This is a genomic window from Hoylesella shahii (genome assembly GCF_937990675.1).
Classification (GTDB): domain Bacteria; phylum Bacteroidota; class Bacteroidia; order Bacteroidales; family Bacteroidaceae; genus Prevotella; species Prevotella shahii.
Genome location: NZ_CALKQY010000042.1, coordinates 35,680 through 61,069, shown reverse-complemented (window position 1 = coordinate 61,069; position 25,390 = coordinate 35,680). Strand labels below are relative to the sequence as shown.

At 48.0% G+C, this 25,390-nt stretch carries 21 protein-coding genes and 1 pseudogene; 7 read left to right on the top strand and 15 right to left on the bottom strand.

All coding sequences use genetic code 11. The features are described 5' to 3' along the window. Positions 1-16: 16 nt before the first annotated feature. Positions 17-1,630, bottom strand: coding sequence for an RluA family pseudouridine synthase (locus tag QME03_RS06475; RefSeq protein ID WP_281723832.1), 1,614 nt, complete (start codon positions 1,628-1,630; stop codon positions 17-19). 110 nt (positions 1,631-1,740) lie between these two features. On the opposite strand from QME03_RS06475, the gene QME03_RS06470 reads away from it, so the two are divergent. Both QME03_RS06470 and QME03_RS06465 read left to right on the top strand, forming a co-directional pair. Beyond that, positions 1,741-2,331 (top strand): sugar O-acetyltransferase, encoded by a 591-nt coding sequence (locus tag QME03_RS06470; protein ID WP_281723831.1) that lies wholly within the window; start codon positions 1,741-1,743, stop codon positions 2,329-2,331. A gap of 10 nt (positions 2,332-2,341) precedes the next feature. After that, the gene (locus tag QME03_RS06465; protein ID WP_281723830.1) at positions 2,342-3,217 is read left to right on the top strand and encodes a phosphodiester glycosidase family protein; all 876 of its coding nucleotides are present in this window, start codon (positions 2,342-2,344) and stop codon (positions 3,215-3,217) included. Between the two features lie 112 nt (positions 3,218-3,329). On the opposite strand, the gene QME03_RS06460 is transcribed toward QME03_RS06465, so the two are convergent. The 6 genes from QME03_RS06460 to QME03_RS06435 all read right to left on the bottom strand — a co-directional run bounded on the left by QME03_RS06460 (position 3,330) and on the right by QME03_RS06435 (position 9,670). Then, positions 3,330-4,010, bottom strand: a complete 681-nt coding sequence (locus QME03_RS06460; RefSeq protein WP_281723829.1) for a WbqC family protein — start codon at positions 4,008-4,010, stop codon at positions 3,330-3,332. A 178-nt stretch (positions 4,011-4,188) separates the two neighbouring features. Further along, positions 4,189-5,634, bottom strand: coding sequence for a signal peptidase I (lepB, locus tag QME03_RS06455; protein WP_273115306.1), 1,446 nt, complete (start codon positions 5,632-5,634; stop codon positions 4,189-4,191). Between the two features lie 97 nt (positions 5,635-5,731). Continuing rightward, a complete protein-coding gene (gene dapB, locus QME03_RS06450) occupies positions 5,732-6,487 on the bottom strand; it encodes a 4-hydroxy-tetrahydrodipicolinate reductase (protein ID WP_273115303.1) in 756 nt (251 codons plus the stop codon). A gap of 173 nt (positions 6,488-6,660) precedes the next feature. Next, the gene (gene dprA / locus QME03_RS06445) at positions 6,661-7,788 is read right to left on the bottom strand and encodes a DNA-processing protein DprA (RefSeq protein WP_281723828.1); all 1,128 of its coding nucleotides are present in this window, start codon (positions 7,786-7,788) and stop codon (positions 6,661-6,663) included. Positions 7,789-7,831: 43 nt separating this feature from the next. After that, positions 7,832-8,245: an acyl-CoA thioesterase gene (locus QME03_RS06440; protein ID WP_410521758.1), complete on the bottom strand. Its 414-nt coding sequence runs from the start codon at positions 8,243-8,245 to the stop codon at positions 7,832-7,834. Positions 8,246-8,374: 129 nt separating this feature from the next. Continuing rightward, the gene (locus QME03_RS06435; RefSeq protein ID WP_025817253.1) at positions 8,375-9,670 is read right to left on the bottom strand and encodes a DUF2851 family protein; all 1,296 of its coding nucleotides are present in this window, start codon (positions 9,668-9,670) and stop codon (positions 8,375-8,377) included. A gap of 166 nt (positions 9,671-9,836) precedes the next feature. On the opposite strand from QME03_RS06435, the gene dusB reads away from it, so the two are divergent. The 5 genes and pseudogenes from dusB to QME03_RS06410 all read left to right on the top strand — a co-directional run bounded on the left by dusB (position 9,837) and on the right by QME03_RS06410 (position 14,175). Then, entirely contained in the window at positions 9,837-10,826 is a 990-nt protein-coding gene (gene dusB, locus QME03_RS06430) for a tRNA dihydrouridine synthase DusB (RefSeq protein ID WP_025817251.1), read from the top strand. 40 nt (positions 10,827-10,866) lie between these two features. Further along, positions 10,867-11,568: pseudogene (ung, locus tag QME03_RS06425) on the top strand (uracil-DNA glycosylase). Between the two features lie 133 nt (positions 11,569-11,701). Then, positions 11,702-12,367 carry a uracil-DNA glycosylase gene (gene ung / locus QME03_RS06420; protein ID WP_025817250.1) on the top strand — a complete coding sequence of 222 codons (666 nt, stop codon included), beginning with the start codon at positions 11,702-11,704 and terminating at the stop codon, positions 12,365-12,367. A 3-nt stretch (positions 12,368-12,370) separates the two neighbouring features. Further along, the gene (locus tag QME03_RS06415) at positions 12,371-12,979 is read left to right on the top strand and encodes a DUF3109 family protein (protein ID WP_281723827.1); all 609 of its coding nucleotides are present in this window, start codon (positions 12,371-12,373) and stop codon (positions 12,977-12,979) included. Positions 12,980-13,155: 176 nt separating this feature from the next. Beyond that, positions 13,156-14,175 carry a YeiH family protein gene (locus tag QME03_RS06410; RefSeq protein WP_025815626.1) on the top strand — a complete coding sequence of 340 codons (1,020 nt, stop codon included), beginning with the start codon at positions 13,156-13,158 and terminating at the stop codon, positions 14,173-14,175. A 1,274-nt stretch (positions 14,176-15,449) separates the two neighbouring features. On the opposite strand, the gene QME03_RS06405 is transcribed toward QME03_RS06410, so the two are convergent. The 8 genes from QME03_RS06405 to murD all read right to left on the bottom strand — a co-directional run bounded on the left by QME03_RS06405 (position 15,450) and on the right by murD (position 25,380). After that, positions 15,450-15,902 (bottom strand): GatB/YqeY domain-containing protein, encoded by a 453-nt coding sequence (locus QME03_RS06405; protein ID WP_281723826.1) that lies wholly within the window; start codon positions 15,900-15,902, stop codon positions 15,450-15,452. Between the two features lie 187 nt (positions 15,903-16,089). Then, positions 16,090-17,424 carry a cell division protein FtsZ gene (gene ftsZ, locus QME03_RS06400; RefSeq protein WP_281723825.1) on the bottom strand — a complete coding sequence of 445 codons (1,335 nt, stop codon included), beginning with the start codon at positions 17,422-17,424 and terminating at the stop codon, positions 16,090-16,092. Between the two features lie 341 nt (positions 17,425-17,765). Next, complete coding sequence (gene ftsA, locus QME03_RS06395; protein WP_281723824.1) at positions 17,766-19,181, bottom strand: cell division protein FtsA; 1,416 nt, start codon at positions 19,179-19,181, stop codon at positions 17,766-17,768. 11 nt (positions 19,182-19,192) lie between these two features. Continuing rightward, positions 19,193-20,002, bottom strand: a complete 810-nt coding sequence (locus QME03_RS06390; protein ID WP_025815623.1) for a cell division protein FtsQ/DivIB — start codon at positions 20,000-20,002, stop codon at positions 19,193-19,195. Between the two features lie 26 nt (positions 20,003-20,028). Beyond that, the gene (gene murC, locus QME03_RS06385; RefSeq protein WP_025815622.1) at positions 20,029-21,411 is read right to left on the bottom strand and encodes a UDP-N-acetylmuramate--L-alanine ligase; all 1,383 of its coding nucleotides are present in this window, start codon (positions 21,409-21,411) and stop codon (positions 20,029-20,031) included. Positions 21,412-21,457: 46 nt separating this feature from the next. Then, positions 21,458-22,585 carry an undecaprenyldiphospho-muramoylpentapeptide beta-N-acetylglucosaminyltransferase gene (gene murG / locus QME03_RS06380; RefSeq protein WP_110370067.1) on the bottom strand — a complete coding sequence of 376 codons (1,128 nt, stop codon included), beginning with the start codon at positions 22,583-22,585 and terminating at the stop codon, positions 21,458-21,460. 184 nt (positions 22,586-22,769) lie between these two features. Next, positions 22,770-24,035, bottom strand: coding sequence for an FtsW/RodA/SpoVE family cell cycle protein (locus QME03_RS06375; RefSeq protein WP_025815621.1), 1,266 nt, complete (start codon positions 24,033-24,035; stop codon positions 22,770-22,772). 13 nt (positions 24,036-24,048) lie between these two features. Then, positions 24,049-25,380, bottom strand: a complete 1,332-nt coding sequence (murD, locus tag QME03_RS06370) for a UDP-N-acetylmuramoyl-L-alanine--D-glutamate ligase (RefSeq protein WP_273112787.1) — start codon at positions 25,378-25,380, stop codon at positions 24,049-24,051. Positions 25,381-25,390 lie beyond the last annotated feature (10 nt).

Sequence of the window (25,390 nt, the reverse complement as noted above, 5' to 3'; positions counted from 1 at the left end):
CTTTTATTTTCTTCGTTCATGGGTTTAAGTTTATAATATCTTCCACCTTTATTCCTAATTTTTCTATTTCAATTGCTTCGGCGTGCAGATACATGCGAAGCGCCTTTTGTCCGTAAAGTGGGTCGCCAAGGATGGGCATGTTTAGTCCGTCGGGGTGTGCACAATGCACGCGAAGCTGATGGGTTCGGCCTGTTTGGGGGTAAAGAGCCACCACGCTATGTCCTGCCTTGCAGTCAATAACCTCGTAATGGGTTACGGCAGGTTTGCCCCTTTGCCAGTCTACCACCTGCCGCGGGCGGTCAATGTAATTGCTAGATAGGGGCAAGGAAATTACCCCGCGTTGCTTGTTAGGAGGCAGCACCCCCTCGAGCACAGCCACATAGCGCTTTTTTACCTCGTGATTTAAGAAAGCTGCTTGCAGTGTTTTGTGCATTTCTTTGGTTTTTGCAATAAGCATCAGGCCCGAAGTGTCTTGGTCAAGACGGTGAACAATGAGAGGTGACGAGGAGTTGGGGTAGCGTTCGCGCATCAGTTCGCTAACCGATAGGCCACCATCTTTGCCTGGAACACTTAGCATGCCCGGCGGTTTGCTCACCACGGCCAGGGTTTCGTCTTCGTAAATCACGCGAAGCGCCTTGTTGTGGGTTTGCTTCATTGGTGCTTGTTCAAGGTCTAGCCCTTGTAACATATATTCAAGCGTAGGGCCACATTTACCTTTGCAGGCAGGATAAAACGCACCAGCGCGCCTTATCTCGGTTTTGGGCGAATTGCCCAACCAAAATTCGGCCATGCAAACGGCACGATATCCCATGGCAAAAGCGTGCTGCAAGAGTTTTGGTGCACAGCATTCGCCTGTGCCAGCGGGTGGTGTTTGTTGAGGCGTAGGTGCAAAGATGTCGAGCAGATTGCGCCGTTCGCCCATAGCATTAAGCATTTCGAATTTAGTGAAAAGCCAGCGTTGCAGCGAGTCCGACAGTTGTTTGCGTTGCGTCTTCAGTTGGTTTATCTGGTTTTCCATCGCCCAAAGCTGTTGTTGTAGGGCGTTTGAATTGGTTTGTAGATGTTGTTTCAACCTTTTTAGTTCGGCTTTTTGAAATTGACTTTCGGCCACCATCTTCGCCATATCCTCGTTGCTAGCACCCAATGCGCGCTTTTTCTCGCGTGCTTTTTTGGCCTCGGCCATCATTTTGCGATAGTCGTTTAGTTGGTTTTCGGCTTTGTGTTGCTCGCGTTCAAGTTGTTTCTTCAGATTGGCGAGCGTTGGGCTATTTTCTATTTCGGCAAGAAGCGAATTGATATGGCTAATCTCGCGTTCATGAATTTTAAAATAACCATCGGGTTGAAGATAGTCGAACACGGGTGGAACAAACCCCTCCCACGTGGCCTTACCGCCCAATTGACCCGAGAAAGCGGCCAGGTAGCCCAGTTGCATGCCGTGGTGCGATGGGCGTTCCACCACCAACACGCCGAACATCTTACCCGCTTGCACCTCTTCACGCCATTCGTTGTGCGTTGCCACCATGGTTTTCACCTCCTCGGCAGCCAGAATACACAGGGCGTTGGGCTCGTAAAAGAAGGGGTTGTTCATCTTTTCGGGCTTCGGCAAGTGGGTATGTAAGGCGTGAAACATGATGCGGTGAATGGTAAATAGTGTGAAAACCCATCATCGAAGATGGGCATTGTGTTGCAAAGTTAATCAAAATAACGTACTTTTGCCTACATTCTAAACACGAAAATGGCATGAAGACAGAAATGGAAAAGATGCGTAGCGGTGAGCTATATCGCTTTGACGATGAGGAGATGCAGGCTAGTTTTGCTCGCGCCAAAAGGCTATGTGCCAAGCTCAATCGCATAAGCACGGTTCATAAGGGCTATCGCAAGCTGATAGAAGCGCTCGTTCCTGACCTGCCTGCAACAGCCGAAATATGTCCGCCTTTTCACTGCGACCATGGTCATGGCTTGCACATGGGCGAGCATTCGTTTATGAATTATGGCTGTGTGGTGCTCGATTCGGCTCCCGTAACCTTGGGGCATCATGTTAAGTTGGGCCCTTGTTGTAAGCTGTTTACGCCTCAACACCCCATCGACTATATGGAAAGGCGCGAGCCACAAGAGCAAGCAAAGCCCATAACCATAGGCAACGACACATGGCTGGGCGGTAATGTTACGGTGTGCCCTGGCGTAACCATTGGCCAAAGGTGCATCATTGCAGCGGGTTCTGTGGTGATACACGATATTCCCGACGACTCTTTGGCGGCTGGAAATCCCGCGGTGGTGAAACGAAAGCTAACGCGTGAGAAAACCAAGTCGGCCTCAACAACCAATGATTAACATCCAGTTTATGCGAAAAAACATTCTTCTAGGTCTGTTCTTTGGGTTTTTTGTGCCCCTCACGCTTGTGGCTCAAACGCGCGAAGACGCTGTAGCTATTGCCACGGCGATGTGGGAAACACGGCGTATTGCCAACAATGTGGAGGTGCGGCAGATGCGTTGGCCCTTGCTATATGGCTGTGCGCAGACGGTTACCGTGGCCGAGATAACACCCAAACACGGTGTGGCTTTTGATGTGGCAGTGGCCGATGGCGGTGCTACGGTAGGCGAGATGGCTCGTCGTTCGAAGGCTATGGCAGCTATCAATGGTTCATATTTTGATATTCATAAGCGTTCGGCCATTACCTATTTGCGTCAAGGGCGCAACCTTATAGACACCACCACCACGGCCGAACTGGCATTGCGTGTAACTGGAGCTGTGCGTGTGCATGGTCGTAGGGTGCACATCATACCATGGAACAAGGGTATTGAGCGGCGTTATCGTTGTCATCATGGGTCCACGTTGGCCTCTGGTCATCTGCTTCTTTATCAAGGCAAGGGTGTTTTGTTGCGAAGCAGTGGCATGGGCTTTGTGATAGACAAGCATCCGCGTTCGGCTATCGCACTCACTTCGCGCGGAACGGTGCTTCTTGTCACTGTAGACGGTCGTCATCCGGGTTATGCAGGGGGGATGAACCTTATCGAACTACGTCATTTTTTGCAGCAGTTGGGCTGCACCGATGCCTTGAATTTGGATGGTGGAGGTTCGTCTACGTTATGGGCAAAGGGCTTTAATGCCAGTGGTGTGGCCAATTATCCATGCGATAACCATAAGTTCGACCATGAGGGCGAGCGCAAAGTGGCTAATGCCTTGGTGGTGGTTAGGCGTGGAAAAGGTGTGTTGTAAAGTATTTAATGCTTGAAGGGACTTCGGTTAGACCTTTTGGCGCCTAATGTTGTGCACATCATTAGGCGCTATTTTTTTCTCCATGCGTTTGTTTCTCCTTGTTTTGCGCTGTTTAAAGAAACAGCGGAGCCTCGTTTCCCATATTAAAAAGCAGGTCGATGATACTGAGATTGGGTATAAAGCCGTGGCGTTGAGCAAACACTTGATAGTAGGGGCGAGGCGAAAACAGTGGGTCGGGAGGTGCATTTTTGGGCACAATCACCTCGCGAAAGTCGGGTAGGGCTGTGTTTATATCCCCTTGTTCGTGAGCAAAGTCAGGCGGAAGCGTTGCCCCCGAGGCCAATTGCGATGCCGTTGGCACAAACGAAGGCGTGCGAAGGATGTTGGGTGTGATGTCGAGAAGCGTGCAAATGGTGTGTGTTAGTTCCAGGTTGAAGTCGAAAAGAAATGCATAACGTTGTTGGAAAAAAGGTAGGAAGTCGTCGGCATAATACTCAAAAAACGGACTATCATTGTAGGCCGACACGATGGCTTGCCAGTGGATGTGTCGCCAATTGCCATGGTCGCTAATGCGAATATCTTTCATAGCCATGCGCGAAGCCTGTTCGCCCGTTGGTCTTTCGATGGGTATTGTGAGGGCTTGTGTACCGTTGGCTGTGGCAATGATGCATCGGTTGCGATAAGTTTGTTTCTGAAAATGGTCGTGTTGTTCAATCCAACAGCCGTTGCTGTGAAATAGTTTTGCATACCATTGTATGGGGGCGAGATAGGCCGAAGTGAGCAAAGGGAGCATGGCGCGAGGGTGTTTTTAGTTTTTTTCTAGGCTGCCTAGGGGCTTTGTTTAACCGAGGAGTTCTAGATAATACAAATAAGACTGATGGGCGGTGTGCAAACTTCCCTTCAGTCTTATTGTTTTAGTGTTGGTCATTGCGGTTGATGAGCCAGTAAAGGCGAGCGTTAAGTTCGCTTTATTACTTGATTTTGTCCACGCATGTGAACAAACGTTTCCATCTAATGCCCTTAAATCCTGGGTGATCTACATCGTGCGACCACCAGATGAATATGGGTTTGCCCACCACATGGTCTTCTGGCACAAAGCCCCAGTAACGCGAGTCGGCCGAGTTATGCCTGTTGTCGCCCATCATCCAATAGTAATCCATCTTAAAGGTATAGCTGTTGGCGGGTTTATCGTTGATGTAAATTTGTCCGTTTCGCACCTCCAGCTTGTTGTTTTCGTACACGCGTATGGGGCGTTCGTATAAGGGCAGGTTGGCCAACGAGAGTTTAACGGTGGCCCCTTTCTTAGGAATCCAAATCGGTCCGTAGTTATCTCTAGTCCATCCAGTGTTGGCATTGAGTGGATAGAGGTCGCCCGTGGGTGCGTCGGTGTTAAGTTTTACACTCTCAACCAGGTCTTTTCTAGCGGCCAAAGCTTTTGCAGCCTTTGCAGTAAGGGGCATAACGCCACTGGTGTTAAGGCTTTGAAGGTCTTCTTGTGTTATGCCTAACTCGGTAAGAAGCTCTTCGGGCAACATGTTTTTAAGCTTCACATAGTAAGTATATTGCACGTTGTCGGGTTCTTTATTGGGTTTACCGTCTAGATAGATGATGCGGTTTTTAATCTGTAGTGTTTGTCCAGGCAGACCCACACATCGCTTAACGTAATTCTCTCTTCGGTCGGTTGGACGAGAAATAATGTCGCCATACTCGTTGGGATTTTGCACAATGTAGGCGCGTCCCAAGGCATAGATGTATGCAAAGTAGTCGCGTTGTTGCAAAAGAGTCATGCTATCGAGGTTCACGGGCGGGTTAGCCTGGTCGTAAAGCTGCTTACCATACGAGTAAACCATTTGATAATAGTCGGCAGCGGCCCATCTTTGTTCGTTAACGAGGCTATCTCCCGAGGGATAATTAAACACCACGATATCGTTAAGTTGCACATTTCCCAATCCCTTTACTCGTCGATAATCCCAGTGAGGCACTTCGATATACGACTTAATATTGAGCACAGGCATCGTATGTTGGGTTAGTGGCATGGTAAGTGGCGTTTGCGGAATGCGCGGACCATAGCTAAGCTTGCTAACAAAGAGGTAGTCACCCGTGAGCAAACTCTTTTCTAGCGAGCTAGAAGGAATCACAAAGTTCTGGAAAAAGAATAAGTTGATGAAGTAAACCGCCACTAATGCGAATACGATAGCATCCACCCAGCCCATGATAAAGCGTGTAGGGCCTTCGGCATCTTTCCACCATTGCCAATTTATTTTTTTAGAAATATAAACGTCGTAGATGAAAGGAAGCACGAGCAATCCCCACCAACTGCCCACCCAATAGAGGAAAGCCAGGTAGAGAAGTGTAACGATGACAAACTTAGTCCATTGTACACGAGGGTTTATTCCCTTTTGTTTTTTCTTAATCATTGCAAGTCTTAGTTATATGTTTTGCGCCTTACGCCCTGTGTTTTGTGTTAAGTTGGTGGCCAGTAGTAGGCTATTAGGGTTGTGGCGCATGTTGTTTTCAGAAGTTAAAGAGGTTATCCATAGAGAGCAAGCCGCTATGAGTGGCCGTATATTCGGCTGCTAGCACGGCACCTTCGGCAAATCCACGCCGTGAATGGGCGTTGTGAGAGATGCTAATGCTATCGGCCTCGCTGTTATAAATAATGGTGTGGATGCCAGGAACCTCGCCTTCGCGAAAGCTGTCGATGGCCAATTGGTTTTGATTTGATTGTTGGCTGGCAACGAATTGCTGGTTGGGCAGATGTTGTTCGCCTTTAATCCATGAGTCTTTGCGTTGCAATTGTGCCAAAATATCCTCGGCCAGGGTGATGGCAGTGCCCGAAGGAGCATCCTGTTTGTGCACATGATGTGTCTCTTCTATATGCACATCATATTGCGGGAAGCGGTTCATCAGTTCAGCCAATCGGCGGTTAAGTGCTCTAAAGATGGCCACTCCCACCGAGAAGTTGCTGGCCCAGAAAAGCGTTTTACCCTCTTCTTTGCACAGGTGTTTAATCTCTTCGCCGTGTTGTTCGAGCCATCCAGTAGACCCCGACACCACTTTAACGTTGTGTTTAAAAGCCTTTAGGTAGTTTTGGAAAGCCGCTTGAGGCGAGGTAAACTCGATGGCCACGTCGGCCGAAGCAAAGTTAGGGCTATCAAAGTCGGCTTGATTGTCTTGGTCGATGATGCAAACAATGTTGTGTCCGCGTTGTTTTGCAATCTCTTCAATCATTCTACCCATCTTGCCGTAGCCTATAATGGCGATGTTCATAAGCTGTATTTTAATCTAAAATGATGATGTTCAATGTTGTGGTTGTTAGCGCTACTGGTGCTAAGCAATGCCCATTGCCGTGAGCTACAACCCGATTAACAGCGCAAAGTTAGTGAAAAAAAGGGTAAAAGCCATCTCTTTGCGCTGTTCATTTTTTGATGTTTGGGCATTTATCACGTATAAAGGTGGTAGCATCCGCCAGCCAAAAGTTTGAGCATGCCTTTCATTTCTAGTTGGAAAAGCACCACGGTGAGTCTTGAAATGGGGATGTTGGCCGATAGTGATAGCTGGCTAATGGGTTGGTCGTTGAGGCTTTGCAGTGCCTCTATAACGGTTTGTTCCTCGGCAGAGAGTTCAGGAAAGAGTTGCCTTTCAATGCCTTGGCGTGTGGCTTGAACGCGTTTAAAGTCGGTTTCCCATCCCAAGGCCTGAATAAAGTCGGCTGCCGAGGTTATCAATTGCGCCTTATGGTCGCGAATAAGGTTGTTGCAGCCTTCGCTAAAGGGTGCTCCCACGGCACCAGGAAAGGCGAATACTTCTCTGCTATAGTCGCGTGCAATGGCCGTAGTGATAAGTCCTCCGCCGTGTGCAGCACTTTCAACCAGCACGCAAGCGTCTGACATACCAGCCACTATGCGGTTTCGCCTTACGAAATTAAGTTTGTCGGCATTGGTATTTGTTAAGAACTCGGTGAGCAATCCGCCGTGCTTTATCATCTCGTCTGCCGTTTGTTTATGGCGTGCGGGATAGAGATTGTCCAGCCCGTGAGCCAAAACGGCCACCGTATCTAGGTCGTTTGCCAACGCTTGTCGATGCGCATTGATGTCCACACCGTAAGCCAAACCGCTCACGATGAGCACTTCAGGACTAAGTTTTTTCAGTTCTGTAATAAACTTTCTTATCACATCTTGGCCGTAAGCCGTGCAATGACGTGTGCCAACAACATTGATAACGCGCGCCCTATTCAGGTCGGTGTTACCTTTAAAGAACAGCACGAGTGGGGCATCAGCGCAGTTTTTTAGGCGTTGGGGATAATCATTGTCGGCCAGACACAGCGTTTTGATGTTGTTGCGTGCGTTATATTCCATTTCGGCGTCGGCCACTCGGAGGTGCTGTTCGATGTTGTGCATGGCTTCAAGTAGCCTAGGCGAAGCATCAGGCAGCACTTCTTTAAGGTTGTTGCGGTGGGCAATAACCTCGGTGGCCGAGCCCAATTTGCGGTACAGCTGCGCCAACCCCGCGAGGTTAAAATAGTTCACTCGCGTGAGGGCGATGGCGTTTCGTGTTTCGTTGTGGTTCATGGTGTGTGGCATTATGCTGCAGGGGGGGGTGCTACGGCTTATGTTATTTGTCGTGCGCTTGTTTGATGAAGGGTGCGAACGCCTTATCAATATCTTCGCTTCGGCTCAATTTTCCATTCACGAGGCACACCAATTCGGCTGTTGCCCGAAAAGAAAGCCGTTCATCTCGTTTGCGAAAGATGTCGTGATGAAACACATATCGTATGCCCTCTTTTTCAATCCAGAGTTTCGACACCATCACATCATCGCATTGTAAGGGTGCTTTATATTGCAGAGTCATGCGTGCCACAACGGGGTCTACGCCCTTTTCGTGTAGCGAAGCAAAACTAAGTCCAGTGTGTTTTAAGAAAAGATGCCGTGTATGTTCAGTAAAATGAAGATAATTGGCATTGTTAACAATTCCTTGTATGTCGCATTCGTAGTCGCGAACTTCCATCTCTGTAGTGAATATGTACATATATATAACTATTTAAAAGACTCATCTTTAACCCTTCTCGGCCTTACCCCTGCCCCTCTTCAAGGGGAGAAAGGGGAGTGATATGCTTTATTAGTTATGGGTTGTTGAATTGAAAATATCTCCTCAATACTATCCTTTCTTCAAGTATTCGTACCCAATACGGCATCTCAAGCAATCTTTGCGGTCGCAATATTCGGTTTTAAGTTGAATAAGCGCCTGTGTGTCGCCTGCATTTTTCACCTCCAGTCCGCACGTTTGCCACATTCTCACGATGTGATTGTTTTCTGCGCGAAGCTCTTCGAGCAACTGGAAGGCTCGTTCGCACAATATATCGTTGTGGCGATGACGGCCATAGGCAAAGAGAATAGGCACCACAGTGTTGAGAATTAGCACGTCGCGCGACGCCACCGATAAAGCTTTATCGCTGCTTTTACTGCCTCCACCAAACACGAAATGCGTTTGCCAGTAGGCCGACACCTTTGTGAACAACGCCTTTCGAAGTTGCGCCAATCCCTCGCAAGCCACGATATTGGCCAGCGAAGCTGTACGCGAATGGTAGAGCATAGCCAGCTGCGACAATCGTATGTGTGGAAAATTCTGTGGCCTAAGTCTAAGAAACAACCACATGGCGGGGTCTAAAGGCTGCAAATTGAACTTGTGCGCTAGGTACGAATACTCCTTTTTCAGTTGTTCGAAATATTCGTCTTTCAGCGCCATCTGGTGTTGTCGGGGCGGTAAAGACTCGCTGGTTAGCAATCCCGCCTGTCCCATAAAGAGGGCTTCTATTTGGAAAACGTTGTCGCGATGATGGTCAACGCAGCGCAATGGCACGTTGGCGGCCCATCGTTCAAAGGCATCTCCATTAACGCCGAACCCAAAGTTGCGGGCTAAGGTGATGAAAAATGCATCCTCCCACGAACCATTTGCTAGTTCGGCGCGCCGTATCACGGCCTTTGTTTTGCTCTCCAAACGTTCTGTTTGCAAGGCTGCCAGCCAGCTATGCAAAGTAAGTGGCGCCAGTTGGTGCAGAATGTTGTGGCAGGGCGGGAACTTATCGGCAGCCAGCAACTCGTTATAATGGGTCAAAACGCTATTGGGCACCGCCAATTCCATTTGTGGCGGCATGTCGCCATCCAGTGTTAAGGCGTCCATGTCGGCCTTACCCACCACGTGCAGCACCACATTGTTGTATCGTGCATCAAGATGATGCCCGTGTTCAAACCATTGTGAGGCTTTCTCGTGTATCTCGACATTACCCACCCAGAGTGTATCTCCGAGCTTAATTTTGGCGTTAAAGAAGTCGGGACCAGCGTTCGTGTTATGCAATCCCGTATCAATCACCTCCACATCCACGCCTTCGGTTGTTTTCAAAGGTGCAGTTGCGAATAGCTTATGCTTCCAAACATAGTGCAACAGTTGTTCCATGGGCAGGTCGAAATTAGGGTTATGTGCCACAAAGCTATAAAGAAAATACGAAATTCTGTGTTTTTCTAACCAGAAAAATTCAAGCAAAGGTTTTTCCTTTGTGCATTATTAAAGCCTCGAGTTGTATGTTTTTGTTTATTGGTTAAGTCTTTGTACCTTTGCATTTATGAAAATAGGAAACATATCTTTCGATGCACATCCACTCTTCCTAGCCCCAATGGAAGACGTAACCGATATAGGATTTCGCTTGCTTTGCAAACGTTTTGGCGCAGCAATGGTTTACACCGAGTTTGTTAGTGCCGAGGCATTGGTGCGCTCGGTGAAGTCTACCGTAAGCAAACTAACCATCAGCGACGACGAACGCCCCGTGGGAATACAAATATATGGGCGCGATGTGGAGTCGATGGTTGAGGCTGCACGCATCGTTGAACAATGCCGCCCCGATGTGATTGACATCAATTTTGGTTGTCCTGTGAAAAAAGTGGCAGGCAAAGGGGCTGGTGCGGGCATGTTGAGAAACGTGCCCTTGATGTTGGAAATAACGCGCGAAGTGGTGCGTGCGGTGCGTACACCCGTAACGGTGAAAACACGATTGGGATGGGATTGCGAAGAAATTATTATCCCCACATTGGCCGAACAGCTGCAAGACTGTGGCATAGCGGCCCTTACTATTCATGGCCGAACGCGCTCGCAGATGTACACTGGCGAGGCCGATTGGCGTTATATCGGCGAGGTGAAGGCCAATCCGCGTATCCATATACCCATTATTGGCAACGGCGACATTTGCACGCCACAGCAAGCCAAAGAGGCTTTCGACCGCTATGGCGTTGATGCGGTGATGGTGGGGCGTGCTACTTTCGGTAGGCCTTGGGTGTTTAAGGAGATGAAAGACCATCTTGAAGGCTTGCCCCAAGACTCTTCGCTCACCATCGACAGAAAGATTGACTTGCTGGAAGAGCAACTACGCATCAACATTGAGCGTATTGACGAGTATCGTGGCATACTGCACACACGCCGCCACCTGGCAGCAAGTCCTATATTTAAGGGCATTCCCGATTTCAAACAGACGCGCATCGCCATGCTTCGTGCCGATAAACAAGAAGAACTAATCGCTATCTTGGAGAGCTGTCGCGAACGATTGCGGGGGTTGGAGTAGATAGCTGTTAGAAATATCAAATATACAAAAAACTACAAACATGAACGTAGAGATATAATCTTCGTGGGAAAAGCAGCTCGCCAATGAGTTTGAAAAGCCCTATTTTAAGGCGCTAACAAATTTTGTGCATGCCGAATATAAGCAATACCAATGCTTTCCGCCTGCACCGCTGGTGTTCAATGCCTTTAACCTATGCCCCTTTGATAAGGTGAAGGTGGTGATAATAGGGCAAGACCCCTATCATGGCGAGGGCCAAGCACATGGTCTTAGCTTCTCGGTTAACGACGGAGTGCCCTTCCCCCCATCGTTGCAAAATATCTTTAAGGAGATAAACAACGACCTCGGCTCGCCCATTCCCACCAGTGGGAACCTAACACGATGGGCCGAACAGGGTGTACTTTTGCTCAACTCTATACTCACTGTGCAGGCAAATAAGCCAGCAAGTCATCAGAGAAAAGGTTGGGAAAGGTTTACCAATGTTGTTATTAAGCGGTTGAATGATGAATGCGAAGGACTTGTTTTCATGCTTTGGGGTGTAAAGGCGCGCAAGAAAGGCAGGTGTATCGATTCTAACAAGCATCTCGTTTTGACATCGGCTCATCCCTCGCCGCGGGCAGTTAATTTTGGTTGTAGTTTTGGCAAAAAACACTTTTCGCAAGCTAACGAGTATCTTCGTGAGCGTGGGAAATCGCCCATCAATTGGTCAGTAATAACCCCAAATTGGGCATTAAGCCTTATGTAAACGCCCATTTTTTAATACCTTTGTATGTCAAAAACAATGTTTCTTACAAGCACAGGCAAACAGCGAGGTAGACAATCGGTCTTGTCTGTTTGTTAACTGGTTGACTTGTAGGTTGATAATACAAATCATAACCATGCATATTAAGATAGAATCTTCGTGGGAAAAGCAGCTCGCCAATGAGTTTGAAAAGCCCTATTTTAAGGCGCTAACAAATTTTGTGCATGCCGAATATAAGCAATACCAATGCTTTCCGCCTGCACCGCTGGTGTTCAATGCCTTTAACCTATGCCCCTTTGATAAGGTGAAGGTGGTGATAATAGGGCAAGACCCCTATCATGGCGAGGGCCAAGCACATGGTCTTAGCTTCTCGGTTAACGACGGAGTGCCCTTCCCACCATCGTTGCAAAACATCTTTAAGGAGATAAACAACGACCTTGGCACGCCCATTCCCACCAGTGGAAACCTAACGCGTTGGGCCGAACAAGGTGTGCTTTTGCTTAATGCCACACTCACCGTGCGTGCCCATCAGGCTGCTAGTCATCAACGACAGGGCTGGGAAACCTTCACCGATGCAGCCATTGCGCAACTGAATGCTGGGCGCGAAGGACTTGTCTTTATTCTCTGGGGTGGTTATGCACGCTCTAAGACGGCCCTTATTGATGCCTCCAAGCATTGCATCTTGCAATCGGTGCATCCCTCGCCACTATCGGCCAACCGAGGCGGATGGTTTGGAAATCATCATTTTTCGCAAGCTAATGCTTATCTCTCTGCTCACGGACAAACGCCCATCAACTGGTAAACAATGAACAACAACATACCGCCCATTATGCAAGTGGGCAACGTACTTATCTCTTCCGACCTCATCACCGAACGTTTTTGCTGCGACCTCGAGGCCTGTAAGGGAGCTTGTTGCATCGAAGGCGATGCGGGTGCGCCCGTTACGCTCGACGAAATAGCGGCCATGGAAGACGCAATAGACATCGTTTGGAATGAACTTTCTGCACAAGCACAGAGCGTTATCGACCTACAAGGAGTGGCCTGCACCGACCGCGAAGGCGACCTTGTGACTAGTATTGTGAATGGGAAAGATTGTGTTTTCACCTGTTACGACAAGGGGCTTTGCCTTTGCACCTTCGACCGCGCCCATCGTTCGGGGCGCTCTTCGTTTCGCAAACCCATTTCGTGTGCGCTTTATCCTATTCGCGAAAAACGTTTCGACGACGACCTCGTGGGCCTAAACTATCATCGTTGGGAGGTTTGTAGGCCTGCTGTTAAGAAGGGACGCGAACTAAATCTGCCTCTCTATCGCTTTTTAGAAGGTCCGCTAACCCAACGGTTCGGACCTGAATGGTACGCCGAACTGTGCGAGGTGGCCGAAAGCTTGATGGAGGAGGGAGGAGAAGAGGAGTAAGTAGTAAGGTAGTAAGTAGTAAGTAGTAAGTAGTAGGGAAAAAGCGTTAGAGTTGTAAGTGGTAAGAAAAAAGTATAAAACCATAAACTAATGAACTTATAATCCCCCAACTCTAAAAACTCATAAACTAATAAACTTATAAACTAATAAACTCAGAGAACTAATAAACTCACACAATGTTAAACAAACAACAACTTAGTATGCTCTATGGCATACTGCTTATAGTTCTTTTTTCACTTGTAGCCTTCTTCATTGGAGGCATGCATTGGGCGAAGAGCGTTTCAATTAGTCCGATGATTATCGGTATCGTTATTGGTATGATTTACGCCAACACACTTCGCAGTAATCTGCCACAAACATGGGTGCCAGGTATCACTTTTTGTGCCAAGCGCGTGCTTAGAGTGGGCATAGTGCTCTATGGCTTTCGCCTAACACTACAAGACGTCACTGCAGTGGGATTGCCAGCCATCGCTGTTGATGCCATCGTGGTGTGTGTAACCATTGTGGGCGGACTGCTCATAGGGCGAATTTTAAAGCTCGACCGCAGTATTGCGTTGCTCACTTCGGTGGGTGCGGGCATCTGTGGAGCGGCTGCCGTGCTTGGAACCGAAGGCGCCATCAATGCAAAACCCTATAAAACGGCGGTGGCTGTGTCTACGGTTGTTATCTTCGGCACACTCTCCATGTTTCTCTATCCTGTGCTCTATCGCAATGGTTTACTCCACCTCACGCCCCAGTCGATGGGCATTATGACGGGTAGCACCGTGCACGAAGTGGCCCATGTGGTGGGGGCAGGCAACGCCATGGGTAAAGACGTGTCTAACATTGCCATCATTGTAAAGATGATAAGGGTGATGATGCTTGTGCCCGTGTTGCTCGTTGTGAGCTGGTTTGCTGCTAAGGGAAAGATGGGCGATGCCGAAGCACCAGCCCAACGCAAGGGTATAACCATCCCTTGGTTTGCTGTTTTCTTTTTGCTTGTTATTGGTTTTAATTCGCTTAACCTGCTGTCTCACTCCATTAGGGATGGCATCAACACCTTCGACACTTTTCTGCTTACGATGGCGATGACTGCTCTAGGTGCCGAAACCAGTATCGACAAGTTTAAAAAGGCTGGCGCCAAACCCTTCCTTTTGGCTGCGTTGCTTTACTGTTGGTTGCTGGGTGGTGGCTATCTCATTGCGCGAGCACTCTAATCAATGGCATCAACTGTGTGCTGTTGGCTTTTGACTGCTTGGCATTGGGCGGTAATGGCAGGGTGTTTATGCGCTACAAGAGCGAGAATGGCACTTCGTAGACAGCTTGGCGATAGACTTGTGCATCCTACAGCTAAAAGACAACTCTACAATATATTTACTTTTTGTAAAATAAAACGCTGGAATTTTAACAAAAATCCCAGCGTTTTTTTCGTTCATCTGTGCACTTACCTGCATAAAATGGAGTATTTCGTGGGGTTTATTGCATAACTATTACGTTTGCTAGCCACTTCCTTGTTTTCTTTATGGCATCTTTTGTGGCATTGGTGCATGCCAATCGCGGGTAATACGATGTTTGTTTTAGCCAACTAAAGGTTTGATTTCGGCCATTTTTCACTGTTTTTTCTGCTATTTGTAGCAAAACACTCTGCGTTTAGCACGAGTTAGCCTTGCGTTTAGCACGAGTTAGCAGTGCATTTAGCACGAGTTAGCAGTGCGTTTTGCAGCAAATAGCACACCCAAATGGTGGTTTTTAGCCAATGAGGGGTGGAGAGATGCGATGCTTTTTGAAGATTTTTGGGGTGGCATTGGGTGTAATGTGGATGCAAAAATATAAAAATGAAAGGCGCTTTATGCGTTTTTATACCGCTTGCAAGTGCGCAAAAAATTGGCTAGAAATGGGTGAAATGGTTTTAAAAACGCGATTTTGTGGTATAAAAGTAGTAAAAACAACGAACAATGGCGTTGAGATGTGTGAGGAAAGAATGGGGGTTGCATATCTGTGTAAGTGTCTTTTAGTAAGCCGTTTGCGTGATTTTGTGTTGAGAAATTCTAAACCAACCTGTTTTTTAACATAACAATCAACATCAAAATTCTGCGCTAGAAGGGGTTATAGTTGGAGTGGTATTTTGTAAAGAACCGAGAAAACAAATGCTCCGTGTTGGTAGCTTTTATCTCTTAACGATGAAAAGTAGTTTTCAAAACATGCTGTTAGTCTTTTCGTCGTTTGTAGTTCTCTTGCCCAGCGTATAGCCACGTATAGCTAAGCGCCACTGTTGCATCACCAAAATCCAAGTACACAGCAATAAACCCAAACTAAACGGCGCTACGTGCTGATTTGGGCCAGCGCAAAAAGCAGCTTATGTGCCCCCAATCAGAGGTTAACCATGCACAAGTACCACACCACGAAGATAAAAAAAGAGGGCGGTGCCAAGACAAAAAGTTGTCTGCACCGCCCACAAGCGTAATATTTGTTGAAGCCTCACGGCCAGCTATTAGCCCAGCAAACGCTTAACGATGGCCGAGATGGCCCCACCATCGGCCAAGCCAGCCAATTGTTTGCTAGCCAGACCCATCACGCGGCCCATGTCTTTCATTGTTGAAGCCCCTGTTTGGGCGATAATCTCTTTCACTTTCACTTCAATCTCGGCCTCAGAGAGCGCCTTGGGTAGATATTCTTCGATAACCTTAACCTGCGCCAATTCAGCATCGGCCAAGTCTTGGCGTGCCTTTTGAGTAAAGGTAGCAGCAGCTTCTTTACCCTGTTTGGCCAACTTTTGCAATATTTTTAGTGCGTCGGCATCTTCCAATACGTCGTTAGCTCCAGGAGCAGTAACAGCCTCTAGGAATACTTTCTTGATGTTGCGAAGCGTTTCGAGGCGCACTTTGTCGCGCGCTTTCATTGCCTCTTTGATGTCGTTGCTTATTTGTTCGAATAATTGAGCCATAATTTTTATCGTTTAATTGGTATGCAATTTTGGTTTTAAAGCGGATGTGGGCAAGTGTGCCACTATTGATTGGCAGACCTGTTGTGCACACTTTCCCACGACCAGTGTTAAGCCGTGGCCTGTGTTTTAGTTTAGAGAAGCCCATCGATGAGGGCAGAAACACAAGCCCAAGCAACCCCCTCTCGCCTTAAGCAAAGCTAATAGTGCCCTGCGTTGGAGTGGGTGTGTCTTGCTCTTCAACAGGTTTTCTCTGTAACATTGTGCCCAGTTGGCGAATTTCTTCCAGCTTTTGTTGCGAGCGAGCGTAAGTAGGCGATTCGTCAACAGCGATGATTACATCCTCGTTATCGAGGTCTTCGGGGCGGAAGAAGTAGATGTTGGTGTGCTTCTTAGCGCGCCCACCAGGGATGCTAGAGCCATAGTAAATATTGATACGCCTACCTCGTTCCAACTCGTTTTGCGCCCTTTCAGCAGCCTCTTCGGCCTCCCTGATGGTACGCAGTTGTGTGCGTTGAGGCGTATCGGTGATGTCTTCCACGCCGAAACCAGTGGCCAGCACAGTAACTTTCACTTTTTCGCCGAGATTTTCGTCGAAGGTAACACCCCACTTAAACACAAAGTCGGGCGAGAACTTGGCCATAAACTCGTCTACATAGTTTATTTCCTCCATCATGAGGTTAGAGCCAGGCACGTTTTTATTGCTAAACGAGATGTTGAGCAACAGTTTTTTGGCATGGAACACATCGTTATCGTTGAGCAATGGCGAATTAAGCGCATCAAAGATAGCTTGTTGCAAGCGTCCTTCGCCCTCGCCATAACCCGAGCTCATGATAGCCACGCCACCATCTTCGAGCACCATTTTCACATCGTTAAAGTCGAGGTTCATAAAGCCATGCAGTGTGATAATTTCTGCAATGCTTTTAGCAGCCACGCTCAAAGTGTCGTCGGCTCGTTTGAAAGCCTCGATAAGCGACAGCTCGGGGTAAACCTGTCTCAGGCGTTCGTTATTGATAACGAGCAGCGCATCCACATGTTTAGCCATCTCTTCAACGCCATCAAGCGCTTGGTCAATCTTTTTAAGACCCTCGAAACGGAAAGGAATGGTGACGATACCCACCGTGAGTATGCCCATCTCTTTAGATACACGAGCGATGACAGGCGCCGCACCCGTACCCGTTCCACCGCCCATACCAGCAGTGATGAAGGCCATTTTGGTGCCGTCGTTGAACATCGCTTTAATGTCTTCGATGCTTTCTTCGGCTGCCGCTTTAGCCTTTAAGGGTCGGTTACCAGCACCCAATCCCTCCTTACCCAGTTGCAAATGCATGGGTACGGGCGAATCGTCAAGTGCCTGTTTGTCTGTGTTGCACAGCACAAACGACACCTTATGGATACCTTCTTTGAACATGTGGTTTACGGCATTGCCACCGCCACCACCAACACCAACAACCTTGATGATGCTTTTGTCGTTGTCTACTTCTCCGAAGTCTACAATTCCTGTGTTTCTATTGTTGTCTGCCATAGAATAATGTATCAATTTTGGGTTCACATCTCATCAGTGGTAAAGGCAAGGATGAAGAAATTAGCCTCGCCCTAGGCCCTCTTAAAGAGGAAGATGTTAAACAAAAAGTCACACCCTTGCTCACTCTTGAGAGAAGAAAGAAGCGATGGACCTTGGTTTTCTTTAATGTTTCTGTGTGCTAAAGAGCATGATGAAAGCGTAGCGAAGTAAGCAGCTGATATGGCCATTGGCCGTTGGGCTACTTGTATTCTTTAGAAAGCGTGTTGCCTTTAAGATTAGTTGGGCCAACATGCACCATTCTTCGCGCGCTAGATGCACATCGTGCAAAGCATTAAGTGAGGTTATTCCTCTTCGGTCATTTGTTTAATGAAACTGCTAATTTTGTTTTTCCAGTTTTTTATCCTCGTAGGAGTGTCGGAGGTTTCCTTAGAATTTTCTTCGGTATGCTCCTCGTGTTTCGACGCTTCAATGTGCTTAGGCTCGGTTTTAGGCTCGTTATTAGGCACATGAAGCGTGTTGTCAGTGTGTCTCACCTCTTGTTTATGAGCATCCTCAGAAGGCAAAGAGGTGTGTCGTTCCTCGTCGTCGGCAAAGAGATTATCCGATATTTCGCGACCGGCACAATTGAGATTGCCCTTTAAGAGCAGTCCCAAAAGCGTATTCATGCTACCATCTTGGGCAGTAATTTCAGGATGCTTAGAATGGATATCGTGGTTTACAAACTTAGCAGTACGAATTTTGGTGAAGGAGGTTTTGCGTCGGAAAGCCTCCTCAATGTTGTTGAGTTGAGCGCCACCACCAGTAAGAATAAGCCCAGCAAGCAGTTTTCCGTCGTAGATTTCGGGAATTTGGAACTTCACATTGCCAATAATCTCTTCGATACGCGCTTCCACCACATTGATAAGCGTTTCGCTTTGAATGGTTCTAGCTTCGTCGATGGTGTAACTCAGTCCGGTGCAATCCTCTTCAGGGTCGGTGTAAGCCGAGGCATATTTCAGTTTAATACGTTCGGCATCCTCCTCTTCCATTTGCAGAGTAGTGAGGTCTTTGGTGATGTTAGCGCTTCCCAAAGGAATAACGGCGAGGTGTCTGAGAAGGTTTTTGCTATATACGGCCACCGTAGTGGTTTGTGCGCCGAGGTCAACCAGCACGCAACCGCTACGCTTTTCGGAGTCGGTGAGCACGCTATCGGCCAATGCCATGGGCGAGATAAACACGTCGGCTATGGCGATACCAGCAGTGGAGAAGCATTTTTTGAGATTTCTGTAGTTGTTGTTTCTCCACAGAATATTGAGGAAATGCCCTTCGAGGTGTGTGCATTGCACGCCAACGGGGTCGAGTTGGAACTGTTGGTCCAGTTTATATTCGTGTGTAATAGCCTCGATAATTTCGGTATCAGGGTAGAGCATGCTTCGGTTAGCGTCCATCAGAGAGTCAACCATGTCTTGCGACACGATAGAATCAGCGGGAAGTTCTTTGATGATAACATTTCTAACGCTGCGTGTAGACTGCCCACCCACACCCACATAAGCGTAGGCAATTTCGGTTTTGAGGGCTGTCTTAAGCTTTGTGATAATAGAGGAGAGGCACTGCACAGTGCGGTCGAGGTTGTACACCACGCCCTTTTTTACACACGATGAGGGTGTTTCTTTAGCCAGGGCCAAAATAGAAACACTGCCATCGCTGTTTTTCTTTCCTGCGATACCGGTGATTTTAGACGAACCGATTTCGATAGCCACTATAAAATCCTTTGCCATAACACTTATGTCTATTCGGGTTTATTCTTGTTTTCTTTCTTCTTTTTACAGATAATCTGGTTGTCGAACTCGAGGTTGATGTAGCTGTACTTGTTCCATCCCACCTGCGAGAGACCATACTTATAAAATTTTTCGAGCCTGTTAAGTTTAGTCTCAACGAAGCTTGCTATTCGCTCATAGCGTTCTTTATTGTTGGCCACTTGTGGCAGATAGCCTAGCATTACCACATGTTGACCCACTCGTGGAACGATTTCCACGCCCTTATCGGGTAGCACATTGATTTGTTCCACTTGGTTTTCCCACAGTTCGTTTCCCATTAGCAGTTTGGCCAATGGTGCGATATAGTTTTGCGCGAAGGCCTTCGAGATGTGGCCTGTTGCGATGATAAGGTCGGCCGAGTAGTGCGAATTGGGCATCACCTGATTGTTGTCGTCCAGGTAATAATCGTCGCCATTGGCTGCTTTTATTCTCACAATGGGCATGCGTTGTGTAACATTGATGTTCACACAGCCGTCTTGTGTTTTATAGCAATCAACCGTTTTTACGAACGGACTGCGTTTTAAGGTCTCTTCAATGAGCCTTCCTTGCACGCCCATCATGGGCTTGTTAAGGGGATAGAGCTGGTTAGCATCCAGTCGGGCGCGTATGTCGGCAGCAGAAATAAATCCGTTGGTGTTTTCGTCTTGGATGTCAATCTGCACTTTTTGGCACATGGCAGCCTTGGCGTCGGGCTTATTAAAGGCCGTGAACGCCAGCACGAGGTACACGGCTAAGAGCACGTCTACCACCATGGTTACAGTTTTTTTCCAATTCACTTTCATACGTCAGTGCCTAGCGTGGAATGCTTTTATTTTGCTTTTTGTTCTAAAATTTTAGCCACCTGTGGCGCATAGCTATCTAGGTCGCCTGCTCCGAGGAACACCAGCACATCGAACGAGCGGTCTTCGGCCAGTTTAAGCACCTGCTCTTTCGATATCATGAGCTTCTCAACACCATCGGCGAGGTTGTCGTAAATCAGTTTACTGGTTACGCCAGGTATGGGAAGTTCGCGTGCGGGATAGATATCGCAGAGTATAACCTCATCGAGAAGGCTCAATGCTTGGGCAAACTCCTTATAGAAATCGCGTGTGCGTGTGTAGAGATGGGGTTGAAACACAGCCGTAATCTTTCTGTCTTTGTACAGTTGGCGAATGCTTCGTACGCTTTGCAGGATTTCTTGAGGATGGTGAGCATAATCGCTAAGGAACACCAGTTGTGGAGTTTTAATCTTAAAATCGAATCGGCGGTCGACACCATGATAGGTTTTGATGCCGTAACGCAGTTCTTCGGCGTTGCATCCATTGAGTTGAGCCATGGCCATAGCCGCAACAGCGTTTTCGATATTGATGGGCACAGGATGTCCGAGCGACACGTTGGGCACGTTGGCTACGGGCGAGATGAAGTCGAAGGTGATGTTTCCGTTGTCTATTTTCACGTTTTCGGCATGGAAATCGCCTTCATCGAGAGCATATTCGTACACTTTTACGCTGGGTTTAACCTGGGGTTTAAGTGCCAATCCCTTTTTGATAATGAGTGCGCCTCCCTCTTGTATCAAGGTGGTGTAGTGTTGGAAGCTTTCCATATAGGCCTCTTCGGTGCCGTAGATGTCGAGGTGGTCGGGGTCGGTAGAGGTGATAACGCTCATCCAGGGGTGCAACCAGTGGAACGAACGGTCGAACTCGTCGGCCTCGATAACCACAAACTCGCTTTGCGAACTGAGGATGTAGTTGGTGCCATAGTTTTTGGAAATGCCGCCCAAGAATGCATTACAGTCGGGATGACTTTGGTGCATGATGTGCGCACACATGCAAGAAGTGGTGGTTTTGCCATGCGTTCCAGCAAAGCAAAGACCCTTAAGCGACTGGGTTAGTGTACCCAGCAGCTGAGCGCGCTTTTGTATTTCGAAGCCGTTTTGTTGGAAGAAAACCAGCTCTTGGTGGTCGCTCGGTATGGCTGGTGTATAGACCACGAGGCACGATTTGGGGTTTTTGCAGGCCTGCGGTATCTCTTTCACGTCTTCTTCGTAGTGAAGGAGCATGCCCTCTTTCTCCAACTGCTGGGTGAGTGGGGTAGGAGTTTTGTCGTAACCAGCCACCACATATCCCTTTTTGATGAAGTAACGGGCGATGGCGCTCATGCCAATGCCACCAGCTCCGATGAAATATACTGCTTTAATATTTTTTATATCCATAATGATGTCGTAATTATTGCGAACGTGCGGCTGCTGGTTCGTGTAGTCAACGTTTTTTGTTTGCTTGCTTTTCGGCAAGAGCAAATACTTCGTTGGCAATTGTTTCGGCCGAGTTTCTTAGTGCCATAAGCTTGATATTGTGGCTTAACTGGCCCAGAATTTGGTCGTCTTTAACTGTAGAGAGTGCCAAGGGGATGAGTTTTTGTGGGGCTTCGGCATCGCTAACAAATTGCGCTGCTTGCCTATTCACTAAGGCCATGGCGTTTTTTGTTTGGTGGTCTTCGGCCACATTGGGGCTAGGCACCAGTATTACGGGTTTGCCAATGAGGCAAAATTCGGATATGCTGCTAGCTCCAGCCCGACTAATCACGAGGTCGGCTGCGCGATATGCAGCTCCCATGTCGGCAATAAAGTCGGTGGGTTTGAGTGCAGGCATGGGCGATTTTTCGGCCAACTGTTGTTTAATGTTTTCGAAATAGTTTTTCCCTGTTTGCCAAATCACCTGCACGCCGCTGTTTTGCAGTTCGTCGAGATGCGCCATAACGCTGTCGTTGATGGTGCGTGCGCCCAAGCTTCCGCCCACGATGAGGATGGTTTTTTTAGATGGTTCTAGGCCAAAGGTGCGCAAAGCCTCGGCTTTAGTGAGCTGGGTATCGAGCAATTGTTGGCGAACGGGGTTGCCAGTCAGCACGATTTTGTCTTTAGGGAAGAAGCGTTCCATGCCCTCGTAGGCCACGCAAATCTTGCTAGCCTTCTTAGCTAGCAGCTTATTTGTTACGCCAGCATAGGAGTTTTGCTCTTGGATGAGGCATGGTATACCCATCGAAGCACATTGGTTGAGTGTGGGTCCGCTGGCATAACCGCCTACGCCGACGGCTACCATAGGTTTAAAATCCTTGATAATCTTCTTGGCTATGCGTTGACTCTTCCAGAGTTTGAACAGCACAGCGAAGTTTTTTAGCAGGTTTTTTCGGTTAAATCCGCAGATTGGTAATCCCTTGATGTTGTATCCAGCAGCAGGAACACGCTGCATCTCCATCCTTCCAAGCGCTCCGACGAACAGTATTTCTGTGTCGGGGCGTTTAGCTTTTAAGGCGTTGGCAATGGCCACGGCTGGGAAAATATGTCCTCCCGTTCCGCCGCCGCTGATAATTATTCTCAAATTATGTTCCATTCTTTGTTTGTTAGAATTGGTGTGGGGTGTACAAGTTGTTATGCTTTAGCTGTTGGTTTGCACCCTTGTTCCGAGTCTTCACTTGGTTTTCTCCCTCCCTGATTCTGCATATAGTGCGAGCCTATATTACAAACCCCCGCAAGGAGGCTTGCCATTTAGTGCTCGCTTCTTACTGCAAAAGTACTCATTTTTTTTCTGTCTCACCACTTTTTGCCACATTTTCAGCTTTCTTTGCTGTTCGGCTCACACTTATTATTGCACCTATGAAGATGCAATTGATGATGGTTGATGTTCCGCCTTTGCTGATGAGGGGCAACGGTTGTCCTGTTACGGGCACCAAACCAACGGCCACGCACATATTAAACAAGGCTTGTGTGACGAGCAGAAGGGCTAAGCCCATGGCCAAGAATGGCGGGAAATTGTTTTCGCAACGCTTAGCTATCTTGCCCGTTCGGAAGAGCAGCACCACATAAAGTAGTGCAACGAAGATGGCACCGAAGATGCCCATCTCTTCGATTATCACTGCATAGATGAAGTCGGAGAAGGCTTGCGAGAGGAAATCTCGCTGCACGGAGTTGCCCGGTCCTTGCCCAATGATGTTAGACGAGGCGATGGCGATGTTGGCATGGCCCACTTGTGCGTCTTTATCTAGGTCGAATTTCTCGGGTGGAACCTCTTCGTGCTTTACGAATTTGAATATACGCGACTTCCATGTGTCGGCTCGGTGGAATATTTTTGCAAAGGAACTCTTGTCTGTTTTCTCTTCGGTTACGGTTTCGGTAAAGCCTTGTTCTTGTGTGTTGGTGGGTTTTGTGTGTCCGAATATCAGCACAAAGGCCAAGAGTGAGCCTGCGAGCACCACCACTACGCCTAGTATTTTGCCTAGTTGTGCAACGGGCACTCGGCCCAAAATCATCATCATATAAACCACCACGCACAGCAGAACGGCGGTAGAGAGGTTTTCAATGAAGATGAACGGCACGATAAAGGCACTGGCTATGGCAATGATTTTCAATGCTTTTTTGTCGGCACCGTTTCCGGTTTGTGTGGCACTTAATATCTGTGCCACGGCCAAAACCAAGGTTCCCTTTCCCAGTTCTGACGGCTGAAACTGTAGGCCTAGCAAGCTAATCCATCGTTGTGCGCCGTTGGTAGTGGGACCAGCTAAGGATACCCAAGCCAATGTTAGGCTGGATATCAGCATCAAGATGGGCGTCAACACTTTGAAGTATCGGCAGGGAATGTTAACCGTGAACACCATGAAGACAATGCCCAGGAAGAGAATTCCCAAGTGTTTGACGATGGGCGCAAGGTAACTTCCGCCCTTATAGGTGAGGGAGGAAGAAGCCGAGAACACCTCAATGGCGCTGATGAGGCATAGGAAGAAGAACACCATCCATATTACCTTATCGCCTTTAAAGAGGTTGCCTAACGTTTTGTTGATTGCCATTTACGATGTGTGGTTATAGATTTCGTACCAGGGTTTTGAATTGTTCGCCTCGGTCTTCCATATTTTTGAAGAGGTCGAAGCTTGCACAACAGGGGCTGAGCAGCACGGTGTAGCCTTCTTTTGCCATGTTGGCGCAGGCTTCAACGCATTGTTTCATGCTGTTGGTGTCGGCTACAGGCAGGCCCAGGTGGTCAAAATTCTGATGTAGTTTAGTGTTGTCGGCACCCAGATACACCAGCGCAGCACATTTCTCTTTCACCAATTGCTTGATGGGTTCGTAGTCGTTGCCTTTGTCTTTACCGCCAATAATGAGAACTGTTGGGGTGGTCATGGCCTCGAGTGCATAGCGGCAAGCGTCAACATTGGTGGCTTTAGAGTCGTTGATATAGTTCACACCGTGCATGGTGGCTACGCGTTCCATGCGGTGTTCCACACCAGGGAAGTCGCTTAGTCCTTGTTGCACCACGTTTTGGGGTATGCCTGCAGCGCGCGCAGCCAAGGCGGCAGCAAGCGAGTTATAGAGATTGTGTTTGCCTGGAAGGCTCAATTGTGCTTGTGGCATATTGAAATTGAGCGATTCGGGCAGTTTAATAACGCCATTCTCTACGTATGCTTCAGCGCCTGTTTCAGGATGTTCGGCAAAGGCAAACACCTTAGCAGGCACGTTATACTTTTGCAATTCGGGCTTCACCACGGGGTCGTCGGCCCAGTAGATAAAGTAGTCCTGTGGTGTAAGGTTTTGCAAGATGCGCATTTTTGCATCCACATAGCCCTGCATCTGATAGTTATAGCGGTCGAGGTGGTCGGGTGTGATATTGAGCAACACGGCGATGTGCGCTTTAAATTGGAACATATCTTCAAGTTGGAAGCTGCTCAATTCGATGACATACCAATCGTGTGCGCCTTCGGCCACCTGCAAAGCCAAGCTTCGTCCGATGTTTCCACCCAGTCCTACGTTGTATCCAGCCGTTTTAAAGATGTGGTAGATGAGCGAAGTTGTTGTTGTTTTGCCGTTGCTACCCGTGATGCATACCATCTTTGCGTTGGTGTAACGGGCGGCGAACTCAATCTCACTCACCACGCCAATGCCGTGGTTCATGGCCTTTTGCACCATAGGCGCCTCGCGTGGGATGCCAGGGCTCTTAATGATTTCTTTAGCATTGAGGATTTTTTCCTCGGTATGTTGCCCTTCTTCCCAGGCAATGCCGTGAGCATCTAGTTGGGTTTTATATTTATCTTTAATGGCACCCATGTCCGAAACAAATACGTCGAAGCCCTTTTGTTTGGCCAAGATGGCTGCTCCCACGCCGCTTTCGGCTGCGCCTAATATCACAATTCTGTCCATATCTGCTCTA

What these genes read in the sequence shown, in the direction of transcription:
- QME03_RS06475 (WP_281723832.1), bottom strand. Translation starts at nt 1,630, where the DNA reads ATGTTTCACGCCTTACATACCCACTTGCCGAAGCCCGAAAAGATGAAC.
- QME03_RS06470 (WP_281723831.1), top strand. Translation starts at nt 1,741, where the DNA reads ATGAAGACAGAAATGGAAAAGATGCGTAGCGGTGAGCTATATCGCTTT.
- QME03_RS06465 (WP_281723830.1), top strand. Translation starts at nt 2,342, where the DNA reads ATGCGAAAAAACATTCTTCTAGGTCTGTTCTTTGGGTTTTTTGTGCCC.
- QME03_RS06460 (WP_281723829.1), bottom strand. Translation starts at nt 4,010, where the DNA reads ATGCTCCCTTTGCTCACTTCGGCCTATCTCGCCCCCATACAATGGTAT.
- lepB (WP_273115306.1), bottom strand. Translation starts at nt 5,634, where the DNA reads ATGATTAAGAAAAAACAAAAGGGAATAAACCCTCGTGTACAATGGACT.
- dapB (WP_273115303.1), bottom strand. Translation starts at nt 6,487, where the DNA reads ATGAACATCGCCATTATAGGCTACGGCAAGATGGGTAGAATGATTGAA.
- dprA (WP_281723828.1), bottom strand. Translation starts at nt 7,788, where the DNA reads ATGAACCACAACGAAACACGAAACGCCATCGCCCTCACGCGAGTGAAC.
- QME03_RS06440 (WP_410521758.1), bottom strand. Translation starts at nt 8,245, where the DNA reads ATGTACATATTCACTACAGAGATGGAAGTTCGCGACTACGAATGCGAC.
- QME03_RS06435 (WP_025817253.1), bottom strand. Translation starts at nt 9,670, where the DNA reads ATGGAACAACTGTTGCACTATGTTTGGAAGCATAAGCTATTCGCAACT.
- dusB (WP_025817251.1), top strand. Translation starts at nt 9,837, where the DNA reads ATGAAAATAGGAAACATATCTTTCGATGCACATCCACTCTTCCTAGCC.
- ung (WP_025817250.1), top strand. Translation starts at nt 11,702, where the DNA reads ATGCATATTAAGATAGAATCTTCGTGGGAAAAGCAGCTCGCCAATGAG.
- QME03_RS06415 (WP_281723827.1), top strand. Translation starts at nt 12,371, where the DNA reads ATGAACAACAACATACCGCCCATTATGCAAGTGGGCAACGTACTTATC.
- QME03_RS06410 (WP_025815626.1), top strand. Translation starts at nt 13,156, where the DNA reads ATGTTAAACAAACAACAACTTAGTATGCTCTATGGCATACTGCTTATA.
- QME03_RS06405 (WP_281723826.1), bottom strand. Translation starts at nt 15,902, where the DNA reads ATGGCTCAATTATTCGAACAAATAAGCAACGACATCAAAGAGGCAATG.
- ftsZ (WP_281723825.1), bottom strand. Translation starts at nt 17,424, where the DNA reads ATGGCAGACAACAATAGAAACACAGGAATTGTAGACTTCGGAGAAGTA.
- ftsA (WP_281723824.1), bottom strand. Translation starts at nt 19,181, where the DNA reads ATGGCAAAGGATTTTATAGTGGCTATCGAAATCGGTTCGTCTAAAATC.
- QME03_RS06390 (WP_025815623.1), bottom strand. Translation starts at nt 20,002, where the DNA reads ATGAAAGTGAATTGGAAAAAAACTGTAACCATGGTGGTAGACGTGCTC.
- murC (WP_025815622.1), bottom strand. Translation starts at nt 21,411, where the DNA reads ATGGATATAAAAAATATTAAAGCAGTATATTTCATCGGAGCTGGTGGC.
- murG (WP_110370067.1), bottom strand. Translation starts at nt 22,585, where the DNA reads ATGGAACATAATTTGAGAATAATTATCAGCGGCGGCGGAACGGGAGGA.
- QME03_RS06375 (WP_025815621.1), bottom strand. Translation starts at nt 24,035, where the DNA reads ATGGCAATCAACAAAACGTTAGGCAACCTCTTTAAAGGCGATAAGGTA.
- murD (WP_273112787.1), bottom strand. Translation starts at nt 25,380, where the DNA reads ATGGACAGAATTGTGATATTAGGCGCAGCCGAAAGCGGCGTGGGAGCA.